At 70.7% G+C, this 18,493-nt stretch carries 19 protein-coding genes; 16 read left to right on the forward strand and 3 right to left on the reverse strand.

Translation table 11 applies throughout. From position 1 onward, the window contains the following. The first annotated feature begins 9 nt into the window (after positions 1–9). The 4 genes from ACFU8W_RS21690 to ACFU8W_RS21705 all read left to right on the forward strand — a co-directional run bounded on the left by ACFU8W_RS21690 (position 10) and on the right by ACFU8W_RS21705 (position 3,899). Complete coding sequence (locus ACFU8W_RS21690; protein ID WP_384039790.1) at positions 10–1,284, forward strand: dipeptide ABC transporter ATP-binding protein; 1,275 nt, start codon at positions 10–12, stop codon at positions 1,282–1,284. An 18-nt stretch (positions 1,285–1,302) separates the two neighbouring features. Then, a complete protein-coding gene (locus ACFU8W_RS21695; protein WP_345510211.1) occupies positions 1,303–1,974 on the forward strand; it encodes a trimeric intracellular cation channel family protein in 672 nt (223 codons plus the stop codon). Between the two features lie 69 nt (positions 1,975–2,043). After that, a complete protein-coding gene (locus tag ACFU8W_RS21700; protein ID WP_384039577.1) occupies positions 2,044–2,889 on the forward strand; it encodes a thioesterase family protein in 846 nt (281 codons plus the stop codon). 20 nt (positions 2,890–2,909) lie between these two features. Continuing rightward, positions 2,910–3,899, forward strand: coding sequence for a helix-turn-helix transcriptional regulator (locus tag ACFU8W_RS21705; protein WP_384039580.1), 990 nt, complete (start codon positions 2,910–2,912; stop codon positions 3,897–3,899). Positions 3,900–3,948: 49 nt separating this feature from the next. Here the strand turns inward: ACFU8W_RS21705 and ACFU8W_RS21710 are convergent, their stop codons facing one another. After that, positions 3,949–4,617 carry a TetR family transcriptional regulator gene (locus ACFU8W_RS21710; RefSeq protein ID WP_384039583.1) on the reverse strand — a complete coding sequence of 223 codons (669 nt, stop codon included), beginning with the start codon at positions 4,615–4,617 and terminating at the stop codon, positions 3,949–3,951. 127 nt (positions 4,618–4,744) lie between these two features. On the opposite strand from ACFU8W_RS21710, the gene ACFU8W_RS21715 reads away from it, so the two are divergent. The 3 genes from ACFU8W_RS21715 (at position 4,745) to ACFU8W_RS21725 (ending at position 6,585) form a co-directional block, all read left to right on the forward strand. Further along, complete coding sequence (locus ACFU8W_RS21715) at positions 4,745–4,906, forward strand: hypothetical protein (protein WP_266981258.1); 162 nt, start codon at positions 4,745–4,747, stop codon at positions 4,904–4,906. 62 nt (positions 4,907–4,968) lie between these two features. Continuing rightward, on the forward strand, positions 4,969–5,283 hold the full coding sequence (locus ACFU8W_RS21720; RefSeq protein WP_384039586.1) for a DUF4190 domain-containing protein: 315 nt from the start codon (positions 4,969–4,971) through the stop codon (positions 5,281–5,283). Between the two features lie 132 nt (positions 5,284–5,415). Continuing rightward, a complete protein-coding gene (locus tag ACFU8W_RS21725; protein ID WP_384039588.1) occupies positions 5,416–6,585 on the forward strand; it encodes a cysteine desulfurase family protein in 1,170 nt (389 codons plus the stop codon). Here ACFU8W_RS21725 and ACFU8W_RS21730 read toward each other — a convergent pair. Then, on the reverse strand, positions 6,578–7,294 hold the full coding sequence (locus ACFU8W_RS21730) for an N-acetylmuramoyl-L-alanine amidase (RefSeq protein WP_384039591.1): 717 nt from the start codon (positions 7,292–7,294) through the stop codon (positions 6,578–6,580). The two genes, ACFU8W_RS21725 and ACFU8W_RS21730, sit on opposite strands and share 8 nt — an antisense overlap. A 61-nt stretch (positions 7,295–7,355) precedes the next feature. Between ACFU8W_RS21730 and mnmA the strand changes: the two genes are divergently transcribed. Beyond that, positions 7,356–8,492 (forward strand): tRNA 2-thiouridine(34) synthase MnmA, encoded by a 1,137-nt coding sequence (mnmA, locus tag ACFU8W_RS21735; RefSeq protein WP_345510202.1) that lies wholly within the window; start codon positions 7,356–7,358, stop codon positions 8,490–8,492. A gap of 219 nt (positions 8,493–8,711) precedes the next feature. Here mnmA and ACFU8W_RS21740 read toward each other — a convergent pair whose 3' ends face one another. After that, entirely contained in the window at positions 8,712–9,047 is a 336-nt protein-coding gene (locus ACFU8W_RS21740; RefSeq protein ID WP_384039594.1) for a DUF427 domain-containing protein, read from the reverse strand. A 76-nt stretch (positions 9,048–9,123) separates the two neighbouring features. Between ACFU8W_RS21740 and ACFU8W_RS21745 the strand changes: the two genes are divergently transcribed. From ACFU8W_RS21745 to ACFU8W_RS21780, 8 genes are all read left to right on the forward strand, one after another. Next, positions 9,124–9,663, forward strand: a complete 540-nt coding sequence (locus tag ACFU8W_RS21745; RefSeq protein ID WP_384039597.1) for a TIGR00730 family Rossman fold protein — start codon at positions 9,124–9,126, stop codon at positions 9,661–9,663. A 28-nt stretch (positions 9,664–9,691) separates the two neighbouring features. Next, on the forward strand, positions 9,692–10,381 hold the full coding sequence (locus tag ACFU8W_RS21750; protein WP_327244223.1) for an SDR family oxidoreductase: 690 nt from the start codon (positions 9,692–9,694) through the stop codon (positions 10,379–10,381). An 85-nt stretch (positions 10,382–10,466) separates the two neighbouring features. Continuing rightward, complete coding sequence (locus tag ACFU8W_RS21755) at positions 10,467–11,492, forward strand: methionine synthase (protein WP_345510198.1); 1,026 nt, start codon at positions 10,467–10,469, stop codon at positions 11,490–11,492. Positions 11,493–11,521: 29 nt separating this feature from the next. Then, a complete protein-coding gene (ligA, locus tag ACFU8W_RS21760; protein WP_384039600.1) occupies positions 11,522–13,717 on the forward strand; it encodes an NAD-dependent DNA ligase LigA in 2,196 nt (731 codons plus the stop codon). A 303-nt stretch (positions 13,718–14,020) separates the two neighbouring features. Next, complete coding sequence (locus ACFU8W_RS21765) at positions 14,021–16,201, forward strand: putative bifunctional diguanylate cyclase/phosphodiesterase (protein WP_384039603.1); 2,181 nt, start codon at positions 14,021–14,023, stop codon at positions 16,199–16,201. Positions 16,202–16,438: 237 nt separating this feature from the next. Beyond that, on the forward strand, positions 16,439–16,735 hold the full coding sequence (gatC, locus tag ACFU8W_RS21770; RefSeq protein ID WP_327244220.1) for an Asp-tRNA(Asn)/Glu-tRNA(Gln) amidotransferase subunit GatC: 297 nt from the start codon (positions 16,439–16,441) through the stop codon (positions 16,733–16,735). A gap of 5 nt (positions 16,736–16,740) precedes the next feature. Continuing rightward, positions 16,741–18,243, forward strand: coding sequence for an Asp-tRNA(Asn)/Glu-tRNA(Gln) amidotransferase subunit GatA (gene gatA, locus ACFU8W_RS21775; RefSeq protein ID WP_266981238.1), 1,503 nt, complete (start codon positions 16,741–16,743; stop codon positions 18,241–18,243). Beyond that, positions 18,240–18,479, forward strand: coding sequence for a hypothetical protein (locus tag ACFU8W_RS21780; RefSeq protein WP_384039608.1), 240 nt, complete (start codon positions 18,240–18,242; stop codon positions 18,477–18,479). The genes gatA and ACFU8W_RS21780 overlap by 4 nt, the downstream gene beginning before the upstream one ends. Positions 18,480–18,493: the final 14 nt, after the last annotated feature.

The following is an 18,493-nucleotide window of genomic DNA, read 5'->3' on the forward strand; positions in this document are numbered from 1 at the left end:
GCGACGGCGATCCCGACGCAGTCGACGAGCTCGCCCGAGCCGCTGCTCAAGGTCGACAACCTGGTCAAGCACTTCCCCATCAAGAAGGGGCTGCTGCAGCGTCAGGTCGCCGCGGTGAAGGCCGTCGACGGCATCTCCTTCGACGTGCGTGCGGGGGAGACCCTGGGTGTCGTGGGTGAGTCCGGCTGCGGCAAGTCGACGATGGGCCGACTGATCACCCGGCTGCTCGAACCGACCGGTGGCACGCTCGAGTTCGAGGGCAAGGACATCACGCACCTGGGCGTCTCGGCGATGCGGCCGATGCGCCGCGACGTGCAGATGATCTTCCAGGACCCGTACTCCTCGCTGAACCCGCGGCACACGGTCGGCACGATCGTCAGTGCGCCCTTCAAGCTCCAGGGCGTCACGCCCGAGGGCGGGGTCAAGAAGGCGGTCCAGGACCTGCTCTCGCTGGTGGGCCTCAACCCCGAGCACTACAACCGGTATCCGCACGAGTTCTCCGGCGGGCAGCGCCAGCGCATCGGCATCGCCCGTGCGCTTGCCCTGCGGCCGAAGCTGGTCGTCGCCGACGAGCCGGTCTCGGCGCTGGACGTGTCGATCCAGGCACAGGTGGTGAACCTGCTCGACGACCTCCAGGACGAGCTCGGGCTCACGTACGTGATCATCGCGCACGACCTCTCGGTCATCCGCCATGTCTCGGACCGCATCGCCGTCATGTACCTGGGCAAGATCGTCGAGCTCACGGACCGCAAGTCGCTGTACGAGGCGCCCATGCACCCGTACACGAAGGCCCTGATGTCCGCGGTGCCGGTACCGGACCCGCGGCGGCGCGGCGTCAAGAGCGAGCGGATTCTCCTCCAGGGCGATGTGCCGTCGCCGATCTCGCCGCCGAGCGGCTGCCGCTTCCACACGAGGTGCTGGAAGGCGACGCAGGTCTGCAAGACGCAGGAACCTCCGCTGATCGCGCTGAAGACCGGTCACCAGGTGGCCTGCCACCACCCGGAGAACGCGCCGGACCAGGTGCCGGGTGAGACGGTGTCGGCCGCGGCGCGGGAGGTGGTCCAGGTGGTTTCGGTGACCAAGGCGGTGCCGGCCGAGATCGCGGAGCCTGCTGAGGTCACCGAGTCTTCGGAGGCCACCGAGGTGGCTGAGGTCGTGGAGTCGGCCGAGGCCGCCGAGGCTACGGATTCCAGCGAAACGGCCGACGGCGACGACATCGCCGCACCGTCCTCGGACGACGCCGCGACGCCCTCCGGGACCGCGGAGGACAGCCCCAAGGAGTAGTACCGGCACAATTGCCCGGTGCTCAACGAACTGTTCACGCCCTCCGTCCAGCATGCGCTCGACATCGTCGGAATCTTCGTCTTCGCGATCTCCGGCGCACTGCTCGCCGTACGCAAGAACTTCGATGTCTTCGGCATCGCGGTACTCGCCGAGGTGACAGCGCTGGGCGGGGGGCTGTTCCGTGACATCGTCATCGGGGCGGTCCCGCCCGCGGCGTTCACGGATCTCGGCTACTTCACCACCCCGCTCTTCGCCGCAGGCCTGGTGTTCTTCCTGCATCCGCAGGTCGAACGGATCCAGGTGGGCGTCAATGTCTTCGACGCGGCCGGCCTCGGGCTGTTCTGCGTCACGGGCACGGTCAAGGCGTACGACTACGGCCTCGGCCTCACCGCGTCGGCGGCCCTGGGGCTGGCCACCGCGGTCGGCGGCGGTGTGCTGCGTGACGTACTGGCCAACGAGACGCCGTCGCTGCTGCGCTGGGACCGAGATCTGTACGCCGTGCCCGCGATCGTCGGCGCGACCATGATCGTGCTGTGCATTCGCTTCGACGCGCTGAACGCCTTCACCAGCGGCACCGCCGTGATCACCGCTTTTGTTCTGCGGCTGCTGGCGATGCGCTTCCACTGGCGGGCGCCCCGCGCCTACAACCGTTCCTCGGCCACGGCTGAGGAGAGCTCCGCAGCCACCTGACCGGGCACCCCTGGTCGCGATACGAAAAAAGCTACCGCTCAGTAATGCAATCGGTGTACGGTGCATCCCATGGCACAGGCAGCTCAGGCACTCATCGGTGACAGCGAGTTCGACAGGGACACCGCCGTCACCCTTCGCGAAGAAGGCGTCTACGACGCCGAACTCTCCGCGGGCTGGACGATCATCCACGCCGTCAACGGCGGGTATCTACTGGCCATGCTCGGCCGCGCGCTCGGCGAGGCCCTGCCCCACTCCGATCCCTTCTCGGTCTCCGCGCACTACCTCACCGCGTCCGTCCCCGGCCCCGCGGTGATCCGTACGCAGGTTGTCCGCACCGGCCGGACCCTCTCCACCGGCCAGGCGTCCCTCTTCCAGTACGCGGAGGACGGCACCGAGGTCGAGCGCATCCGGGTCCTCGGCACCTACGGCGACCTGGACTCACTCTCCGACGACATCCGTACGTCGGCGACGCCGCCGGCCATGGCGCCGATCGAGCAGTGCTTCGGCCCGGGCGATGGCCCGGCGCCCATCCCCGGAAGCTCCGCGATCACCGAGCGGCTCAGCATCAAGCTCGACCCGTCGACCGTGGGCTGGGCCGTCGGTGCCCCGTCCGGCAAGGGTGAGATGCGCGGCTGGTTCGGCCTTGCGGACGGTCGCGACGCCGATCCGTATTCCCTGCTGCTCACCGTCGACGCGCTGCCGCCGACCTCGTTCGAGCTGGGGCTCAAGGGCTGGACGCCGACCATCGAACTCACCACCCATATCCGCTGCCGCCCGGCCCCCGGCCCGCTGCGTGTCTCCATCACCACCCGCAACCTCGCGGGCGGCTTCCTGGAGGAGGACGCGGACGTCTGGGACAGCGCCGACCGGCTGGTCGCCCAGTCCCGCCAGCTGGCCCGCGCGCCGCGCAGCTGACCCATGGTTCGCTGGGCGGCGTGAAATCCGACCGGCTGCTCTCGATCCTGCTGCTGCTCCAGACGCGCGGTCTGATCCCCGCAACCGAGCTCGCCGAGCGCCTCGACGTCTCCGTGCGCACCATCTACCGCGACATCGAGGCGCTCTCGGCCTCGGGCGTCCCGGTCTACGCGGAACGCGGCAGGCACGGCGGTATCGCCCTGCTGCCCGGCTTCCGGACGGATGTCACCGGCCTGACCACCGACGAGGCGCGCGCCCTGTTCGTTCTGGCCGCGCGGGGCGCCCATGCCGCACTCGGTCTGGACGCGGCGCTCGGCTCCGCGCTGCGCAAGGTGATGGCGGCTCTGCCCGCGCCGCACCGGCCCGCGGCCGAGCTGACCAGCCGGCGGATCCTCGTCGACCCGGTCCGCTGGATGAGCGGACCGCAGGTCACCGTCGACGTAGCAGAGCTGCACGACGCCGTGTTCGCCGACCGCCGATTGCGGCTTCGCTACCGGCACGGCGGCACGGACACCGCCCGCACCTATGTCGTCGATCCGTACGGCCTCGTCGTGAAGGCGGGTGTGTGGTACCTGGTCGCGGACCGCGACGGGACGCCGCAGCTTTTCCGTGCCGACCGGATCCGGCAGGCCACTGCGACCGACGACCCGGTCGTGCGCCGCCCGGGGGTGGAGTTGTCCGAGGTCTGGGAGGGGCTGCGCAGACAGGTCGAGGAGCGGCCCGGGGGCGTACGCCTGCGGGTGCGGGTGCGCCGGTCCCGGCTCGACCTGTTCGTACGTCTCCACGCGGGGGTGCTGACGGGCGAGCCGCACCCCGATCCGGACGAGGGGGAGTGGCTGTTCGCCGAGCTGGCCGTGCCCTCCGTCGAATGGGCCCGTTCCCTGCTCGCGTTCGGCCCGAACCTCGAAGTGCTCTCACCGCCCGAGGCCCGGACCGTGGTCGCCCGTCATGCGGCGGCCGTCACCCGGCTGTACGGGGATCCGTCCGGTCCGCCCGCAGACGGCCGATGAGCGCGGCGGTCGGCTCTTCGTAGGGACTGCTGCAGCTGCGGTCCGGTGCTCAGTCGTCGTCACTCGTGCACGGAATCCCGGGCATGTCCGCGGGATTCGTGTCGTCCAGCCAGTGGAGTCTGCCGAGGGTGACCAGCCGCAGTCGCCGGCGGGCGACCTCGGCGACCCGGTGCTCGCCCGCCGGACCCGCCTCCAGCATCGCCGAGGCCGTGAGCACCATATGGTCGACATAGAGGCCGCCCAGCATCAGCAGATCCTCGTCGCTCCAGCCCCGCGAATCCGGATCCTCGGCGAGTGCCGCGGCCACCTCCTCGGCGAAGCTCAGCAGTTGAGCCGCTATGGCCTCGCGGACCGGGCCGACGCCGCCGTGCTGCTCGCGGGCGATGAAGCGAAAGTGGGCGGGCTGCTCGCGGACATGACGAATGATCAGGTCCACGCTGCGGTCCAGCCGGACCTCGCTGTCGCCCGTCGCTGCGAGGATCTCGCCGATCATCCCGTGCAGGCTGCCCAGCGCCTCTTCGACGAGCGCCACCCCGAGCGCGGCGGTGTCCTCGAAGTGCCGGTAGAAGGCAGTCGGTGCGACGCCCACTGCCCGGGTCACCTCACGCAGGCCCAGACTGCTCAGGCTCTGGTGCTCCAGCAGCTGGAGCGCGGCGTCCAGCAGGGCCTGACGGGTTTTCAGCTTCTGGGTCCGGCGGATGCCGACGGTGTGACTCATGCCATTCAGTAAACAACTGTTCTCCGGAACGGGGAAGCGTCGGGCGGGTCTAGACTGACAAGTCAGTGAACATTCGTACTCTCAACTGCTCCTCGTGAGCCGGAGAGAGCTCACGGAAAGGCCGGACATGATCGTCCTCGTTGCCGCCCTGCTTCTGCTGGGGGTCGTCCTCGGAGCGGTGGTCCAGATCCCGCTCCCGCTGACCCTCGTCCTCGCCGCCGCGATCGGCTGCTGGCTGCTGGTCTTCGCGATGCGCGAACGGCTGAGCACGCAGCGCCGGTCCCGCTGACCCCGGCACGTTCGTACCCGCGGCCGATCCGCACCCACGACAGAGACGAAGGAGCCCGCACCATGACCCTCACCGCATTCGCCCGCCGCGCCACGTCCGGTACGGAAGCGGCCACCGAGGAGGGCGACGCCGCCCGCTCCACCCGGGACGCCGACGGTCTGGCCGTCGCCTCCTTCGTGCTCGGGTTGATCGGCCTCCTGGTGATGAACATCCTGCTCGGCCCGGTCGCCATCGTGATGGCGGTCATCGCCCTCGCCCGCTCCACCGCCCGCCGCGGCCGCGCCCTCCTCGGGCTCGCCCTCGGTATCGCCGATCTCGTCGTCCTGGCCTTCCTGGTCACCGGAAGCGGCACCGTCTCCTGGAGCTTCGGCAGCTGACCGACGGTGCGCCCCGGCCCCCTCCCGACCGGATCGGGACAGGTGGCGCAGCGCCCGTCCACCGCGCACGGGTACCGGACCGCTATGCGCCCGGCATGCGCCCCGCCACAGGCTCGTAGAATCGAGCCCACCATGGCTTACCTCGACCACGCCTCGACCACGCCGATGCTTCCGGAGGCGATCGCGGCGATGACCGCCCAGCTCGCCGTCACCGGCAACGCGTCATCACTGCACGCCGCCGGGCGCCGGGCCCGCCGTACCGTCGAGGAGTCGAGAGAGACCCTCGCCGACGCCCTCGGAGCACGCCCCAGCGAGGTGGTCTTCACCTCCGGCGGCACCGAGGCCGACAATCTCGCCGTGAAGGGCCTCTACTGGGCCCGCCGCGACGCCGACCCGCGGCGCACCCGCGTTCTCGCCGGTCCCGTCGAGCACCACGCGGTGCTGGACGCCGTCGACTGGCTCGCCGAGCACGAGGGCGCGACCGTCGAATACCTCCCCGTCGACACGTACGGGCGCGTCCACCCGGACGCACTGCGCGAGGCGATCGTGCGCAACCCCGACGATGTCGCGCTGGTCACCGTGATGTGGGCCAACAACGAGATCGGCACCATCATGCCGGTCCGTGAACTGGCCGCCGTGGCGAACGAGTTCGGCGTGCCGATGCATGCCGACGCGGTCCAGGCCTTCGGTCAGCTGGACGTCGACTTCGCCGGCTCGGGGCTGGCCGCGATGACCGTCAGCGCGCACAAGATCGGCGGCCCGTTCGGCATCGGCGCGCTGCTGCTCGGCCGCGAACACACCCCCGTACCCGTGCTGCACGGCGGCGGCCAGGAGCGGCATGTGCGCTCAGGGACCCTCGACGTGCCCGCCGTCGCCGCCTTCGCGGTGGCCGGACGGCTTGCCGCCGAACGGCGTGAGGAGTTCGCCCGCGAGATCGGCGGGCTCCGCGACGAGTTGGTCGCGGCCGTGCTGGCCGCGGTCCCCGACGCCATCCTCGGCGGCGACCCGGCCCCCGGCGGCCGGCTCCCGGCCAACGCCCACTTCACCTTCCCCGGCTGCGAGGGCGACTCCCTCCTGCTGCTGCTGGACGCCCAGGGCATCGAGTGCTCCACCGGCTCCGCCTGCACGGCGGGCATCGCCCAGCCCAGCCATGTGCTGCTGGCCACCGGCACCGATCCGGACCTGGCCCGCGGCACGCTGCGGTTCTCGCTCGGCCACACGTCGACCAAGCAGGACGTCGAGGACGTGGCACGGGCGATCGGGCCGGCGGTCGAGCGCGCCAGGACGGCGGGGCTCAGCTAGGGGGTGTCGGGTCCCCGGAGCCCTTCGTCGGGCCGGCAGCCGCCGTCCGTACCAGCTTGAGATACCGGTCCCAGTCCCAGTGCGGACCGGGATCGGTGTGGTCCGTGCCCGGCACCTCCACATGCCCGATGATGTGCTCGCGGTCCACCGGAATCCCGTACCGCCCGCATATCGCGGCCGTCAGCCGCGCCGACGACGCGTACATCGCCGCCGTGAAGTCCTGCGGCCGGTCCACGAACCCCTCGTGCTCGATGCCGACGCTGCGCTCGTTGTACGACCTGTTCCCGGCGTGGAACGCCACATCCAGCTCACGGATCATCTGCGCCACATGGCCGTCCCGGCGCACCACGTAGTGCGCCGCCGCCCCGTGGGCCGGGCTCTGGAAGACCTTGACCGCGCCGCGGTAGCTGCCCTGAGTGACGTGGATGACGACCCGGTCGATGTCGTAGTCGGCGGGGCGGTCCGCCCGCCGCCAGTTCGCCGTGGAGGCCGCTATCCACTCCGCCCGGGCGTAATCCAGCTCACCCGGCTTCCGGGGCTTGTCGATTCCCGGCAGCCGCCACCAGGCATGCTCCAGCTTCGTCCGCGCCAGCGCGGCCGTGCCCACGGCCGTGACGGCAGCGCCGATCAGCAGCCCGCGCCGGCTGATGCCGTGCTCCGACTTCGACCCCGCGGAGCCCTTGGCGCCCGCCGTCCCCTTGGTCCCCATGTGATCGACAACGCATATCCGCGAGCGTTCGGTTCCCGGTGACCCGTACCCTGGTGGAGCTATGAACCAGACTTCCCCGCGCCCCCTCCGGGTGCTCGCCGCCATGTCGGGCGGTGTCGACTCCGCCGTCGCAGCGGCCCGCGCCGCCGAGGCGGGCCACGACGTGACCGGTGTGCACCTCGCCCTCTCCGCGAATCCGCAGTCGTTCCGTACCGGAGCGCGCGGCTGTTGCACCATCGAGGACTCCCGCGACGCCCGCCGCGCCGCGGACGTCATCGGCATCCCGTTCTACGTCTGGGACCTGGCGGAACGCTTCCGCGAGGACGTCGTCGAGGACTTCATCGCCGAGTACGAGGCGGGCCGCACCCCCAACCCGTGCCTGCGCTGCAACGAGAAGATCAAGTTCGCGGCGTTGCTCGACAAGGCGCTCGCCCTCGGCTTCGACGCCGTCTGCACCGGCCACTACGCCACGGTCGTGCTGAACGAGGACGGCAGCCGTGAGCTCCACCGCGCCTCGGACATGGCCAAGGACCAGTCGTACGTCCTCGGCGTCCTGGACGAGAAGCAGCTCGCCCACGCGATGTTCCCGCTCGGCGACACCCTCACCACCAAGGAAGAGATCCGCGCCGAGGCAGAGGCCCGCGGCCTGGCCGTCGCGAAGAAGCCCGACAGCCACGACATCTGCTTCATCGCCGACGGCGACACCCAGGGCTTCCTGGCCGACCGCCTCGGCGGCAAGGCCGAGGGCGACATCCTCGACGAGTCCGGCAACAGGCTCGGCACCCATGAGGGCGCCTTCGGCTTCACCATCGGCCAGCGCAAGGGCCTGCGCATCGGTCACCCGGCCCCCGACGGCAAGCCGCGCTACGTCCTGGACATCTCCCCGGTGAACAACACGGTGACGGTCGGCCCGGTCGAGGCCCTCGACGTCACCGCGCTGACCGCCATCAAGCCCCGCTGGTGCGGTACCGCCCCGGTCGGCCCCGGCACCTACACCGCCCAGCTCCGCGCCCACGGAGGCGAGACCGAGGTGACCGCCGAGCTCGTGGACGGGACACTGAACGTCACCTTCACCGAGGCGGTACGGGGCGTGGCCCCCGGCCAGGCGGTCGTGCTGTACGACGGGACGCGGGTGGTCGGCTCGGCGACGATCGCGACGACGGTGCGGCGCACCGAAGCAGCGGTGGGCCAGGGCTGACCCCTGGCGAACACGCGCGGGAGTGTCCGGCGGCTCAGGGCCGGACACTCCTGGTGCTGGGACGCCTGGCGCGCGCGATCGCGTCCGCGAGGGCCCGGGTCGTCAGCCGGCCGGGGTGGTGCTGAAGCCGCCGATCAGGGCGTGCGTCGCCGAACTCGTCGATCCTGCCGAGAACTTCTGGGAATGTTCCGTTCGGTACGTGGGAACGAAGCCTGACGGTCACTCGGAGACGGTCTCCGTGTCGTAGAAGCAGAAGTGGTCCTTGATCGCGGCGACTTCGGGCTTCGGGTCCGGATAGGCCCAGACGAGATCGGCCGCGTCCGGCAGCGACCAGTAGGAGGCGTCTCCCTTGAACGGACAGTGGGTGTGGGTGTCCGACGCCGTCAGCAGTTCCGTACGGACGTCGGCCGGCGGCAGGTAGTAGCGCACCGGACAGCCCGTCTCGCGCAGTACGATCGGACGGCGGCTCTCGGCGAGCAGCTGACCGTCGCGCACCACGCGCACGTGCTCGGTGCCGGGTTCGACGGTGATGCGGTGTCCTGAGGTGGAAGTCATGTCAGGTGCAGCCGCTCCGTACGCCGATTTCTTCCCCCCTCCGTGGAGTGTCAGTGGCGCCGCATACGGTGGATCCATGAACATCTGCGTCTTCCTCTCCGCCGCCGACCTCGACGACCGCTACACCCAGCCCGCCCGTGAGTTCGCCGAACTGCTCGGCCGCGGCGGGCACACCCTGGTCTGGGGTGGTTCGGAGAGCGGGCTGATGAAGGTCGTCGCCGACGGGGTGCAGGAGTCGGGCGGCAGGCTCGTCGGGGTGTCGGTGGACTTCCTGGCCGCGAAGGCGCGTACCAACGCCGACGAGATGGTGATCGCGCTCGATCTCGCCGAGCGCAAGGCGCTGCTCCTGGAGAAGGCAGACGCGATCGTGATCATGGTGGGGGGTACCGGGACGCTCGACGAGGCCACCGAGATCCTGGAGCTGAAGAAGCACGGCAAGCACAACAAGCCGGTCGTCCTGCTGAACACGGCGGGTTTCTACGACGGGCTCCGGCAGCAGTTCCAGCGCATGGAGGACGAGGGCTTCCTGCCGCTTCCGCTCGCCGAGCTGGTGTTCTTCGCGAAGGACGGGGTCGGGGCCCTGGCGTACCTCGAGGAATGGTCCGGGCTGCAGTGAGCGGGCGGGTGGATGCGACCATGGGGCCATGTCCACTCATCTCATCACCGGCGCCGGCTCCGGCATCGGCGCAGCTGTCGCACGCCGTCTTCTGGAGCGGGGCGACGAGCTCGTGCTGCTGGCCCGTGACGCGGGCCGCGCCAAGGAGCTCGCCGCGCTCCACCCCGGCGCCCGCACGCTGGTCGGTGACCTCGGCAACCCGGACCGGCTCTCCTGGGCCTTCGCCCAGCAGTCCCTGCCGGAGCGGCTCGACTCGCTGCTGCACATCGCGGGCGTCGTGGAGCTCGGCCGGGTCGGCGACCTCACGCCCAAGGCATGGCACTTCCAGCTCAACGCCAACCTGGTCGCCCCCGCCGAGCTGACCCGGCTCTTCCTGCCGCAGCTACGGGTCGCCCAGGGGCATGTCGTCTTCGTCAACTCGGGCGCAGGGCTCAGCGCACACGCGGAGTGGAGTGCGTACGCCGCGAGCAAGCACGGCCTGAAGGCGCTCGCCGACTCGCTGCGCCACGAGGAGCACGAGAACGGGGTACGGGTGACCTCCGTCTACCCCGGGCGCACCGCCAGCCCCATGCAGGCCAAGGTCCACCGGCAGGAGGGCAAGGAGTACGACGCCTCCCGGTTCATCGACCCGGAGTCGGTGGCCACCACGCTGCTGATGGCGCTCGATCTGCCGCGGGACGCCGAGGTCAACGACCTGACGGTCCGCCCGGGGCACTGACCGGGACCTGGACAGGGCCCGGCGCAAGCGCTGTGCCGGGCCCGCCCCGCTACGGGCCCGGCGACCCGGACCGTAGGCTTCCTGCGTGAGCGAGAAAAGCAAGTTCAGCGGGTGCCGGGCCACCGGGATCGGGTCGATGCCCGGGGGAGACGCGCGGGAGGCGGCGAAGACCGTCACCGGGTCCTTCGCGGACGGTGAGGGCCTGCCCCATCTGCCGGAACTGCCCGCACGCGGGCCCGGCGCGGACATGATCGGGCGGACCGTCGGGTTGCTCGTCGACATGTACGGCCATGTCGAGCCGAGTGGCTGGCGGATCAGTGACCGGCCGGGCCGCGACACCCGCCGGGCCCGCTCCTGGCTCGGCGAGGACCTCGACGCCCTGGAGGAGTTCACCCAGGGGTACGAGGGGCCGCTCAAGGTCCAGGCCGTCGGCCCCTGGACGCTGGCCGCCGCGCTGGAGCGCCGGGGCGGCGAGGCAGCGCTCGGCGACCCGGGCGCCTGCCGCGATCTCGCGGGCTCCCTGACGGAGGGGCTGCGGAACCACCTCGCCGACGTACGGCGCAGGGTGCCCGGCGCGCAGGTGGTCCTGCAGCTCGACGAGCCGTCCCTGACCGGTGTGCTCCGTGGACAGATCCGGACGGCGAGCGGATACCGCACCTACCGGGCCGTGGACCGGCAGCTGGTGGAGGGCACGCTCCGCGATGTGCTGGCGGCGAACGGGGACGGCGCCACGGTCGTCCACACCTGCGCGCCCGACGTGCCGTTCGCGCTTCTCCGTCGCGCCGGGGCCGACGGCATTTCGTTCGACTTCTCCTTGCTCACCGAGCGTGAGGAGGAGGCGATCGGGGAAGCGGTGGAGGGCGGGACCCAGCTCTTCCTCGGTGTGGTGCCCGGCACCGACCCGGCTTCGGACGCATTGTCGGACCCGGGCGGTAGCGTCATGGGTGTCAGGACGCTGTGGCGCAGGCTGGGGCTGAATCCGGGGACTCTCGCCGAGTCGTCGGTGATCACCCCGTCGTGCGGCCTCGCGGGTGCGTCGCCCGCGTACGCGCGCGCCGCGCTCGCCCATTGCGCCCGGGCCGCGAGATCGCTCGCAGACAACCCTGAGTGACGGGTATCGGGTAACGGGAGGACGAGACGATGGCCGGCGGACAGCAGTCGGAAGTGCCCGTGGAGGTACAGGGGCGGCATGCGCTCCTCGCCGAGCAGATCGAGGAGCACCGCTTCCGCTACTACGTGAACGACCAGCCGGTCGTCAGCGACGCCGAGTTCGACCGGCTGATGCGCTCGCTGCAGAAGCTGGAGGACGAGTATCCGCAGCTGCGTACGCCCGAGTCGCCGACCCAGAAGGTCGCGGGGCCGTACCGGACGGAGTTCACCTCGGTCGAGCACCGCGAGCGGATGCTCTCCCTGGACAACGCCTTCGACGACAACGGGCTGGCGGTCTGGGCCGAGCGCGTCGCCAAGGACGTCGGCACGACCGACTACCACTTCCTGTGCGAGCTCAAAGTGGACGGCCTCGCGGTCAACCTCACCTATGAGCGGGGGGTGCTGACCCGCGCGGCGACCCGCGGCGACGGCCGCACCGGCGAGGACATCACCCCCAATATCCGGACGATCTCCGAGATTCCGCACCGGCTGAAGGGCGACCGGATCCCGGAGCTGGTCGAGATCCGCGGCGAGGTCTTCTTCCCGATGGAGGCCTTCGAGGCGCTGAACGCCCGGCTGGTGGCGGCCGACGACAAGCCGTTCGCCAACCCGCGCAACGCGGCGGCGGGTTCGCTGCGGCAGAAGGACCCGAAGGTCACCGCGGGCCGTCCGCTGCACATGGTGGTGCACGGCATCGGTGCCCGTGAGGGCTTCGGGATCGACCGTCTCTCGCACGCCTACGAGCTGTTGCACGAGTGGGGCCTGCCCACTGCCGGACACAACCAGGTGGTCGACTCCCTCGACGGTGTACGGGAGTTCATCGCGCACTTCGGCGACAACCGGCACTCCGTCGAGCACGAGATCGACGGCGTCGTCGTCAAGGTCGACGAGATCGCGCTCCAGGGCCGGCTGGGCTCCACCTCGCGCGCCCCGCGCTGGGCGATCGCCTGGAAGTACCCGCCGGAGGAGGTGAACACCAAGCTGGTGAACATCCGGGTCGGCGTCGGACGCACCGGCCGGGTCACTCCGTACGCGCAGGTCGTGCCGGTCGAGGTGGCGGGCTCCGAGGTCGAGTTCGCCACTCTGCACAACCAGAACGTGGTGAAGGAGAAGGGTGTCCTCATCGGCGACACGGTGGTGCTCCGCAAGGCGGGCGATGTGATCCCGGAGATCCTCGGCCCGGTCGTCGACCTGCGGGACGGCACCGAGCGGGCGTTCGTGATGCCGACCCACTGCCCCGAGTGCGGGACGGAGCTGCGGCCGATGAAGGAGGCCGACATCGACGTCCGCTGTCCCAACGCGCGCTCCTGCCCGGCCCAGTTGCGGGAGCGCGTCGCCTACCTCGCAAGCCGTAAGTGTCTGGACATCGACCACTTCGGCTACGTTGCAGCGGCCGCTCTGACCAGGCCGCTGGAGCCCGTGGAACCACCCATGAGCGACGAGGGCGATCTCTTCGGGCTGACCGTCGAGCAGCTGCTGCCGATCCGGGCCTATGTGCTCGACATGGACAGCGGGCTGCCCAAGCGCGACCCGAGGACCGGCGAGGAGAAGACCGCCCTGGTCTTCGCCAATCAGCACGGCGAGCCGAAGAAGAACGCCGTGGCGATGCTGGAATCCGTCGCCGCCGCCAAGGAGGCTCCCCTGGCCCGGATTCTCACCGGGCTGTCGATCCGTCATGTGGGTCCGGTCGCGGCCGCGGAGCTGGCCCGTCAGTTCCGCTCGATGGACCGCATCGAGGCGGCCACGGAGCAGGAGCTGGCCGACGCCGACGGGGTCGGACCCATCATTGCCGCCTCGGTCATCCAGTGGTTCGCGGAGGACTGGCACCGCGAGATCCTGCGCAAGTGGCGGGAGGCCGGGGTCCGGATGGCGGACGAGGCCGCGGGCGAGGACGAGGGGCCGCGGCCGCTCGAAGGACTCACCGTCGTCGTCACCGGCACGCTGGCCGACCACACCAGGGACGGTGCGAAAGAGGCTCTGCAGAGCCGGGGAGCCAAAGTCACCGGTTCCGTTTCGAAGAAGACCTCGTTCGTCGTGGTCGGCGACAACCCGGGCTCGAAATACGACAAGGCCATGCAGCTGAAGGTTCCGGTTCTGGACGGGGCAGGCTTCGCCGTGCTGCTCGAAGAAGGGCCGGAAGCGGCGCGCGCGGCGGCTGTGCCTGTCGCCGGGCCGGTTGAGGAGTAGCGGGCCGCGGTGGCACCGGACGGGTTTCGGGACGGGACAGGACGCGATACGGAACGGGCTCGTCCGGGCAAGGGAGCCCGGTCGGGGACGTTCGAGTTCACCCGTTCGGCGCATAACCGACGCTGACGGATAGTCGGATTGCATTCGGGCAAGAGCTGTAGAGCGCTGCCCGTAGGGGGTTTCGCGGCCTACTGTTGAGTCCTGCGCTTGCCGAGCCCCGGCTGCACGACCGCCGTGGGGCCATGGTGGCATGGGAGCGGGACAACAGGTGACATCGGCACCGCCGGCTGTGAGAGGGACGGAATGAAACCGACCGAGAGCGCCGCACCGGTGTCGCGGCTGCAAGGTTTCGTCGGCCTCACCCCCAAAGTGGGTGCCGTCGTCATGGCGATCGCCACTGTCCAGCTCGCGACCGGTTTCTACCGGACTGTGAGCGACGGGCACGCGCTCTTCCCGGACGGCGCGGCCGGCTGGTCGCTCGCCGTCCTCACCGGAATCATCGTCGGCCATCTGGTGGCCCTCGGGCGCGACCGCTGGTGGGGCGGGACCGGATCCGGTGCCGCCCTCACCCTGGCCGTCCTGCTGCTCTACGGCTGGGTGGCCGCCGGGCTCGTCAGCATGGTCGTCGTCGTCCTCGTCGGTGTGGCACGAAGACACCGCTGGTCGCAGGGGTTGCTGCACGGGGCGGTCGACATTCTGGGGATAGGGGCGGCGGCGCTGGTCCTCGCCGCGTTCGGTGAGTTGCAGACCGTCGAGTCGCCCTGGCAGCCACTCGACTGGGGCATCGACGCAGCCCCGGAAGTCCTCCTCGCCGCCGCCACCTACCTCCTCGTCACCCGGGTCCTCCTGTGGTACGCGCGGGCACACCAGGGCGGCGGACTGCCGACCGTCGCACGCACGGCCCTGCTGCGGCAGGGGCTCGTCGCGGTCGCCCTGCTCGGCATCGCCCCGCTGATCTGTGTCGTCGCGATGGCCGCCCCCGTCCTGCTGCCGCTCTTCGCGGTCCCGCTGATCGCCCTGGACTCCACCCTCTGGATCGCCCGGGCCAGAGCCGAGGAGCAGCTGCGGGACCCGCTGACCGGACTGCCCAACCGGCAGTGGATGCTGGAACGGACCTGGACGGCCCTGGAGGACGCCGAGAGCATCGGTGCCAGAACCGCCCTCGTCCTGATCGACCTCGACCGGTTCCGGGCCGTCAACGACACCCTCGGTCATCTGGCGGGGGACCGCCTGCTGCTGCAGATAGCGGAACGGCTCCGGCTGGCCCTGCCGCGCGGAGCGGAGGCCGCGCGGCTCGGCGGCGACGAGTTCGCCGTACTGCTCCCGACCGCGGACTCCACCACCAGCGCCCAGCGTGTCGCCCGCCATCTGGTCGCCGAGCTCTCCTCACCACTGGACCTCGACGGACTCACTCTGGTGCTGGAGGCCAGTGCCGGTGTCGCCGTCTACCCCGAGCACGCACTGGACGCCGAAGGGCTGCTCAGGCGCGCCGACGTGGCGATGTACCAGGCCAAGCGGGACCGTACGGGCGTCGAGGTGTACGAGTCGAAGCGGGACAGCAACACCCCGGACCGGCTCGGTCTCCTCGGTGATCTGCGGCGCGCCCTGGACGCCGGTGAGGTGGAGCTCCACTACCAGCCGAAGGTCCGCTTCGACGGGCAGGTGGCCGGACTCGAGGCGCTGGTGCGCTGGGTGCATCCGGAGCGCGGGCGGGTCCCTCCGGACGAGTTCATCGCCATCGCCGAGTCGTCGGGCCTGATGCCGCACCTCACCGAGTACGTGCTGGAGACGGCGCTGGCGCAGGTCGCCCGGTGGAGGGCCCAGGGGCTGCTCGTCCCCGTCGCGGTCAACGTCTCCCCGCGCGACGTCCACACCCCCGGCTTCGCGGGCGGCGTCGCGGCCCGGCTCGCCCGGCACGGCGTTCCTCCCGGCTCCCTGCAGCTGGAAATCACGGAACACGTGCTGCTCGAGGACCCGCAGCGCGCCGCGGACACGCTGGCCGGGCTGACCGGGCACGGCGTGAAGATGTCCCTCGACGACTTCGGTACGGGTTACTCCTCGCTGGTCCACCTGCGCCGGCTGCCGGTCAGCGAGCTGAAGATCGACCGGTCGTTCGTGGCGCGGCTGGCTGTCGACCAGGAGGACGCGGAGATCGTCCGCTGCACGATCGACCTGGCCCACTCGCTGGGCCTGCTGGTCGTCGCCGAGGGCGTCGAGGACGACGAGACGTGGGAGCGGCTGCGGGACCTGCGCTGCGACGCGGTGCAGGGGTGGCTGGTGGCCGCCGCGATGCCGCCGCAGGAGACGACGGCCTGGCTGAGGGCGCGCGGCGAGCACGGCTGGCGTCGGCCGGCCGAGCTGGCAGCCGCAGCCGCAGCCGCAGCCGCAGCTGCGGCCGCAGCTGCGGCTGCGGCGAGGGGGACGGCCGAGCTTGAGCCGCGGTCCCCCGGGCGAGGGGTCCCCTCGCGTCCGGCGACGACGTGAGCGGGCGGGCCGGCCGGTAGGAGAGGAGAGCCCGGAACGCACGGGTGGCGTCCTGTCCTCGTTCTCCCCCACGGCATCGACGACACCTCACACGCACGGGGGGACCTTCGCGACGGGCCCGACCGGCCCCGATACGCGCAGAACAGAGCCGGGTGTTCCCCGGGTGGCGGCCCCTCCCATGGCGGACCCCATAGGATTGGGGCCAAAACCACAACACTCACCCCTGAGGATCGCTGCATGCCTGGCATCACGCGCGAGGAGGTCTCCCACCTCGCCCGGCTGGCGCGTCTGGAACTGAAGGGCGAAGAGCTCGATCACTTCGCCGGTCAGCTCGACGACATCATCGGCGCGGTCGCCCGCGTCTCCGAGGTCGCCGACCAAGACGTACCGCCGACCTCCCACCCGCTGCCGCTGACCAACGTCATGCGCGCGGACGAGGTCCGTCCGTCGCTCACCCCCGAGCAGGCGCTTTCCGGCGCCCCGGCCCAGGAGCAGCAGCGTTTCAAGGTGCCGCAGATCCTGGGGGAGGACTAGAAGTCATGACGGACAACAGCTCCATCATCAAGCTCACCGCCGCCGAGATCGCCGCGAAGATCGCCTCCGGTGAGCTCACGGCCGTCGAGGTCACCGAGGCGCACCTGGCCCGGATCGACGCGGTCGACGAGAAGGTCCACGCCTTCCTGCACATCGACCGTGAGGGCGCGCTCGCGCAGGCCCGCGCCGTCGACGCGAAGAAGGCGGCGGGCGAGAAGCTCGGCCCGCTGGCCGGTGTCCCGCTCGCGCTCAAGGACATCTTCACCACGAAGGACATGCCGACCACCGTCGGCTCGAAGATCCTTGAGGGCTGGGTCCCGCCGTACGACGCGACCCTGACCAAGAAGCTGAAGGCGGCCGACGTCGTCATCCTCGGCAAGACCAACATGGACGAGTTCGCCATGGGGTCCTCCACCGAGAACAGCGCCTTCGGACCGACCGGCAACCCGTGGGACCTCACCCGCATCCCGGGCGGCTCCGGCGGTGGCTCCTCGGCCGCCCTCGCGTCGTACGAGGCCCCCCTCGCCATCGGTACGGACACCGGCGGTTCCATCCGCCAGCCCGCCGCCGTCACCGGGACCGTCGGCGTCAAGCCCACCTACGGCGGCGTCTCCCGCTACGGCATGGTCGCCTTCTCGTCCTCTCTCGACCAGGGCGGCCCCTGCGCCCGCACGGTCCTGGACGCAGCCCTCCTGCACGAGGTGATCGCCGGACACGACCCGCTGGACTCGACGTCCATCGACGCCCCGGTCCCGCCCGTCGTCGAGGCCGCCCGCAACGGCAGCGTCGACGGCATGCGCATCGGTGTCGTCAAGCAGTTCTCCGGCGAGGGTTACCAGGCCGGTGTCGTCCAGCGCTTCAACGAGTCGGTCGAGCTGCTGAAGTCGCTCGGCGCGACGATCGTCGAGCTGGACTGCCCGTCCTTCGACCTGGGTCTGTCGGCGTACTACCTGATCGCGCCGTCCGAGTGCTCGTCCAACCTGGCCCGCTTCGACGCCATGCGCTACGGCCTGCGGATCGGCGACGACGGCACGAAGTCCGCCGAGGAGGTCACCGCGCTCACCCGCGAGGCCGGCTTCGGCGACGAGGTCAAGCGCCGCATCATCCTGGGGACGTACGCACTGAGCTCCGGCTACTACGACGCGTACTACGGCTCGGCGCAGAAGGTCCGCACGCTCATCACGCGGGACTTCGAGAAGGCCTTCGAGCAGGTGGATGTCATCGTCTCCCCGACGACCCCGACCACCGCCTTCCCGATCGGCGAGCGTGCCGACGACCCGATGGCGATGTACCTGGCCGACCTGTGCACCATCCCGACCAACCTGGCCGGCAACTCCGCCATGTCGCTGCCCTGCGGTCTGGCACCGGAGGACGGCCTGCCGGTCGGTCTGCAGATCATCGCCCCCGCCATGAAGGACGACCGGCTGTACAAGGTCGGGGCCGCAGTCGAGGCCGCCTTCGTGGAAAAGTGGGGGCACCCGCTGCTGGAGGAGGCTCCGTCACTGTGAGCGCACTGACCAAGGCCAAGGGCTTCAAGAAGTCCAAGACCGGTACGTACCTGTCCATCGGCACCACCGCCTTCGGCGCGATCGGCGTGCTCAAGCAGGCCAAGAAGGCACGCTCCGAGCACGACACGCTCCGGCTGGTCGACGCCGTCGTCTCCGCTGCCGCCATCGCCACCGGCATCGCTCTGCTCTTCCGGGAGCTGAAGCGCCTGGGCGACGACGACGTACTGCTGGGTTGAGAGGGAAAGTTTCA

This window comes from Streptomyces sp. NPDC057565 (assembly GCF_042801455.1).
Taxonomy (GTDB): domain Bacteria; phylum Actinomycetota; class Actinomycetes; order Streptomycetales; family Streptomycetaceae; genus Streptomyces; species Streptomyces yanii.

Bases quoted from the DNA above. Each gene is read 5' to 3' on its own strand.
- ACFU8W_RS21700 (WP_384039577.1), top strand. From the start codon at position 2,044: ATGGCACAGGCAGCTCAGGCACTCATCGGTGACAGCGAGTTCGACAGG.
- ACFU8W_RS21710 (WP_384039583.1), bottom strand. From the start codon at position 4,617: ATGAGTCACACCGTCGGCATCCGCCGGACCCAGAAGCTGAAAACCCGT.
- ACFU8W_RS21715 (WP_266981258.1), top strand. From the start codon at position 4,745: ATGATCGTCCTCGTTGCCGCCCTGCTTCTGCTGGGGGTCGTCCTCGGA.
- ACFU8W_RS21720 (WP_384039586.1), top strand. From the start codon at position 4,969: ATGACCCTCACCGCATTCGCCCGCCGCGCCACGTCCGGTACGGAAGCG.
- ACFU8W_RS21725 (WP_384039588.1), top strand. From the start codon at position 5,416: ATGGCTTACCTCGACCACGCCTCGACCACGCCGATGCTTCCGGAGGCG.
- ACFU8W_RS21730 (WP_384039591.1), bottom strand. From the start codon at position 7,294: ATGGGGACCAAGGGGACGGCGGGCGCCAAGGGCTCCGCGGGGTCGAAG.
- mnmA (WP_345510202.1), top strand. From the start codon at position 7,356: ATGAACCAGACTTCCCCGCGCCCCCTCCGGGTGCTCGCCGCCATGTCG.
- ACFU8W_RS21740 (WP_384039594.1), bottom strand. From the start codon at position 9,047: ATGACTTCCACCTCAGGACACCGCATCACCGTCGAACCCGGCACCGAG.
- ACFU8W_RS21745 (WP_384039597.1), top strand. From the start codon at position 9,124: ATGAACATCTGCGTCTTCCTCTCCGCCGCCGACCTCGACGACCGCTAC.
- ACFU8W_RS21750 (WP_327244223.1), top strand. From the start codon at position 9,692: ATGTCCACTCATCTCATCACCGGCGCCGGCTCCGGCATCGGCGCAGCT.
- ligA (WP_384039600.1), top strand. From the start codon at position 11,522: ATGGCCGGCGGACAGCAGTCGGAAGTGCCCGTGGAGGTACAGGGGCGG.
- ACFU8W_RS21765 (WP_384039603.1), top strand. From the start codon at position 14,021: ATGAAACCGACCGAGAGCGCCGCACCGGTGTCGCGGCTGCAAGGTTTC.
- gatC (WP_327244220.1), top strand. From the start codon at position 16,439: ATGCCTGGCATCACGCGCGAGGAGGTCTCCCACCTCGCCCGGCTGGCG.
- gatA (WP_266981238.1), top strand. From the start codon at position 16,741: ATGACGGACAACAGCTCCATCATCAAGCTCACCGCCGCCGAGATCGCC.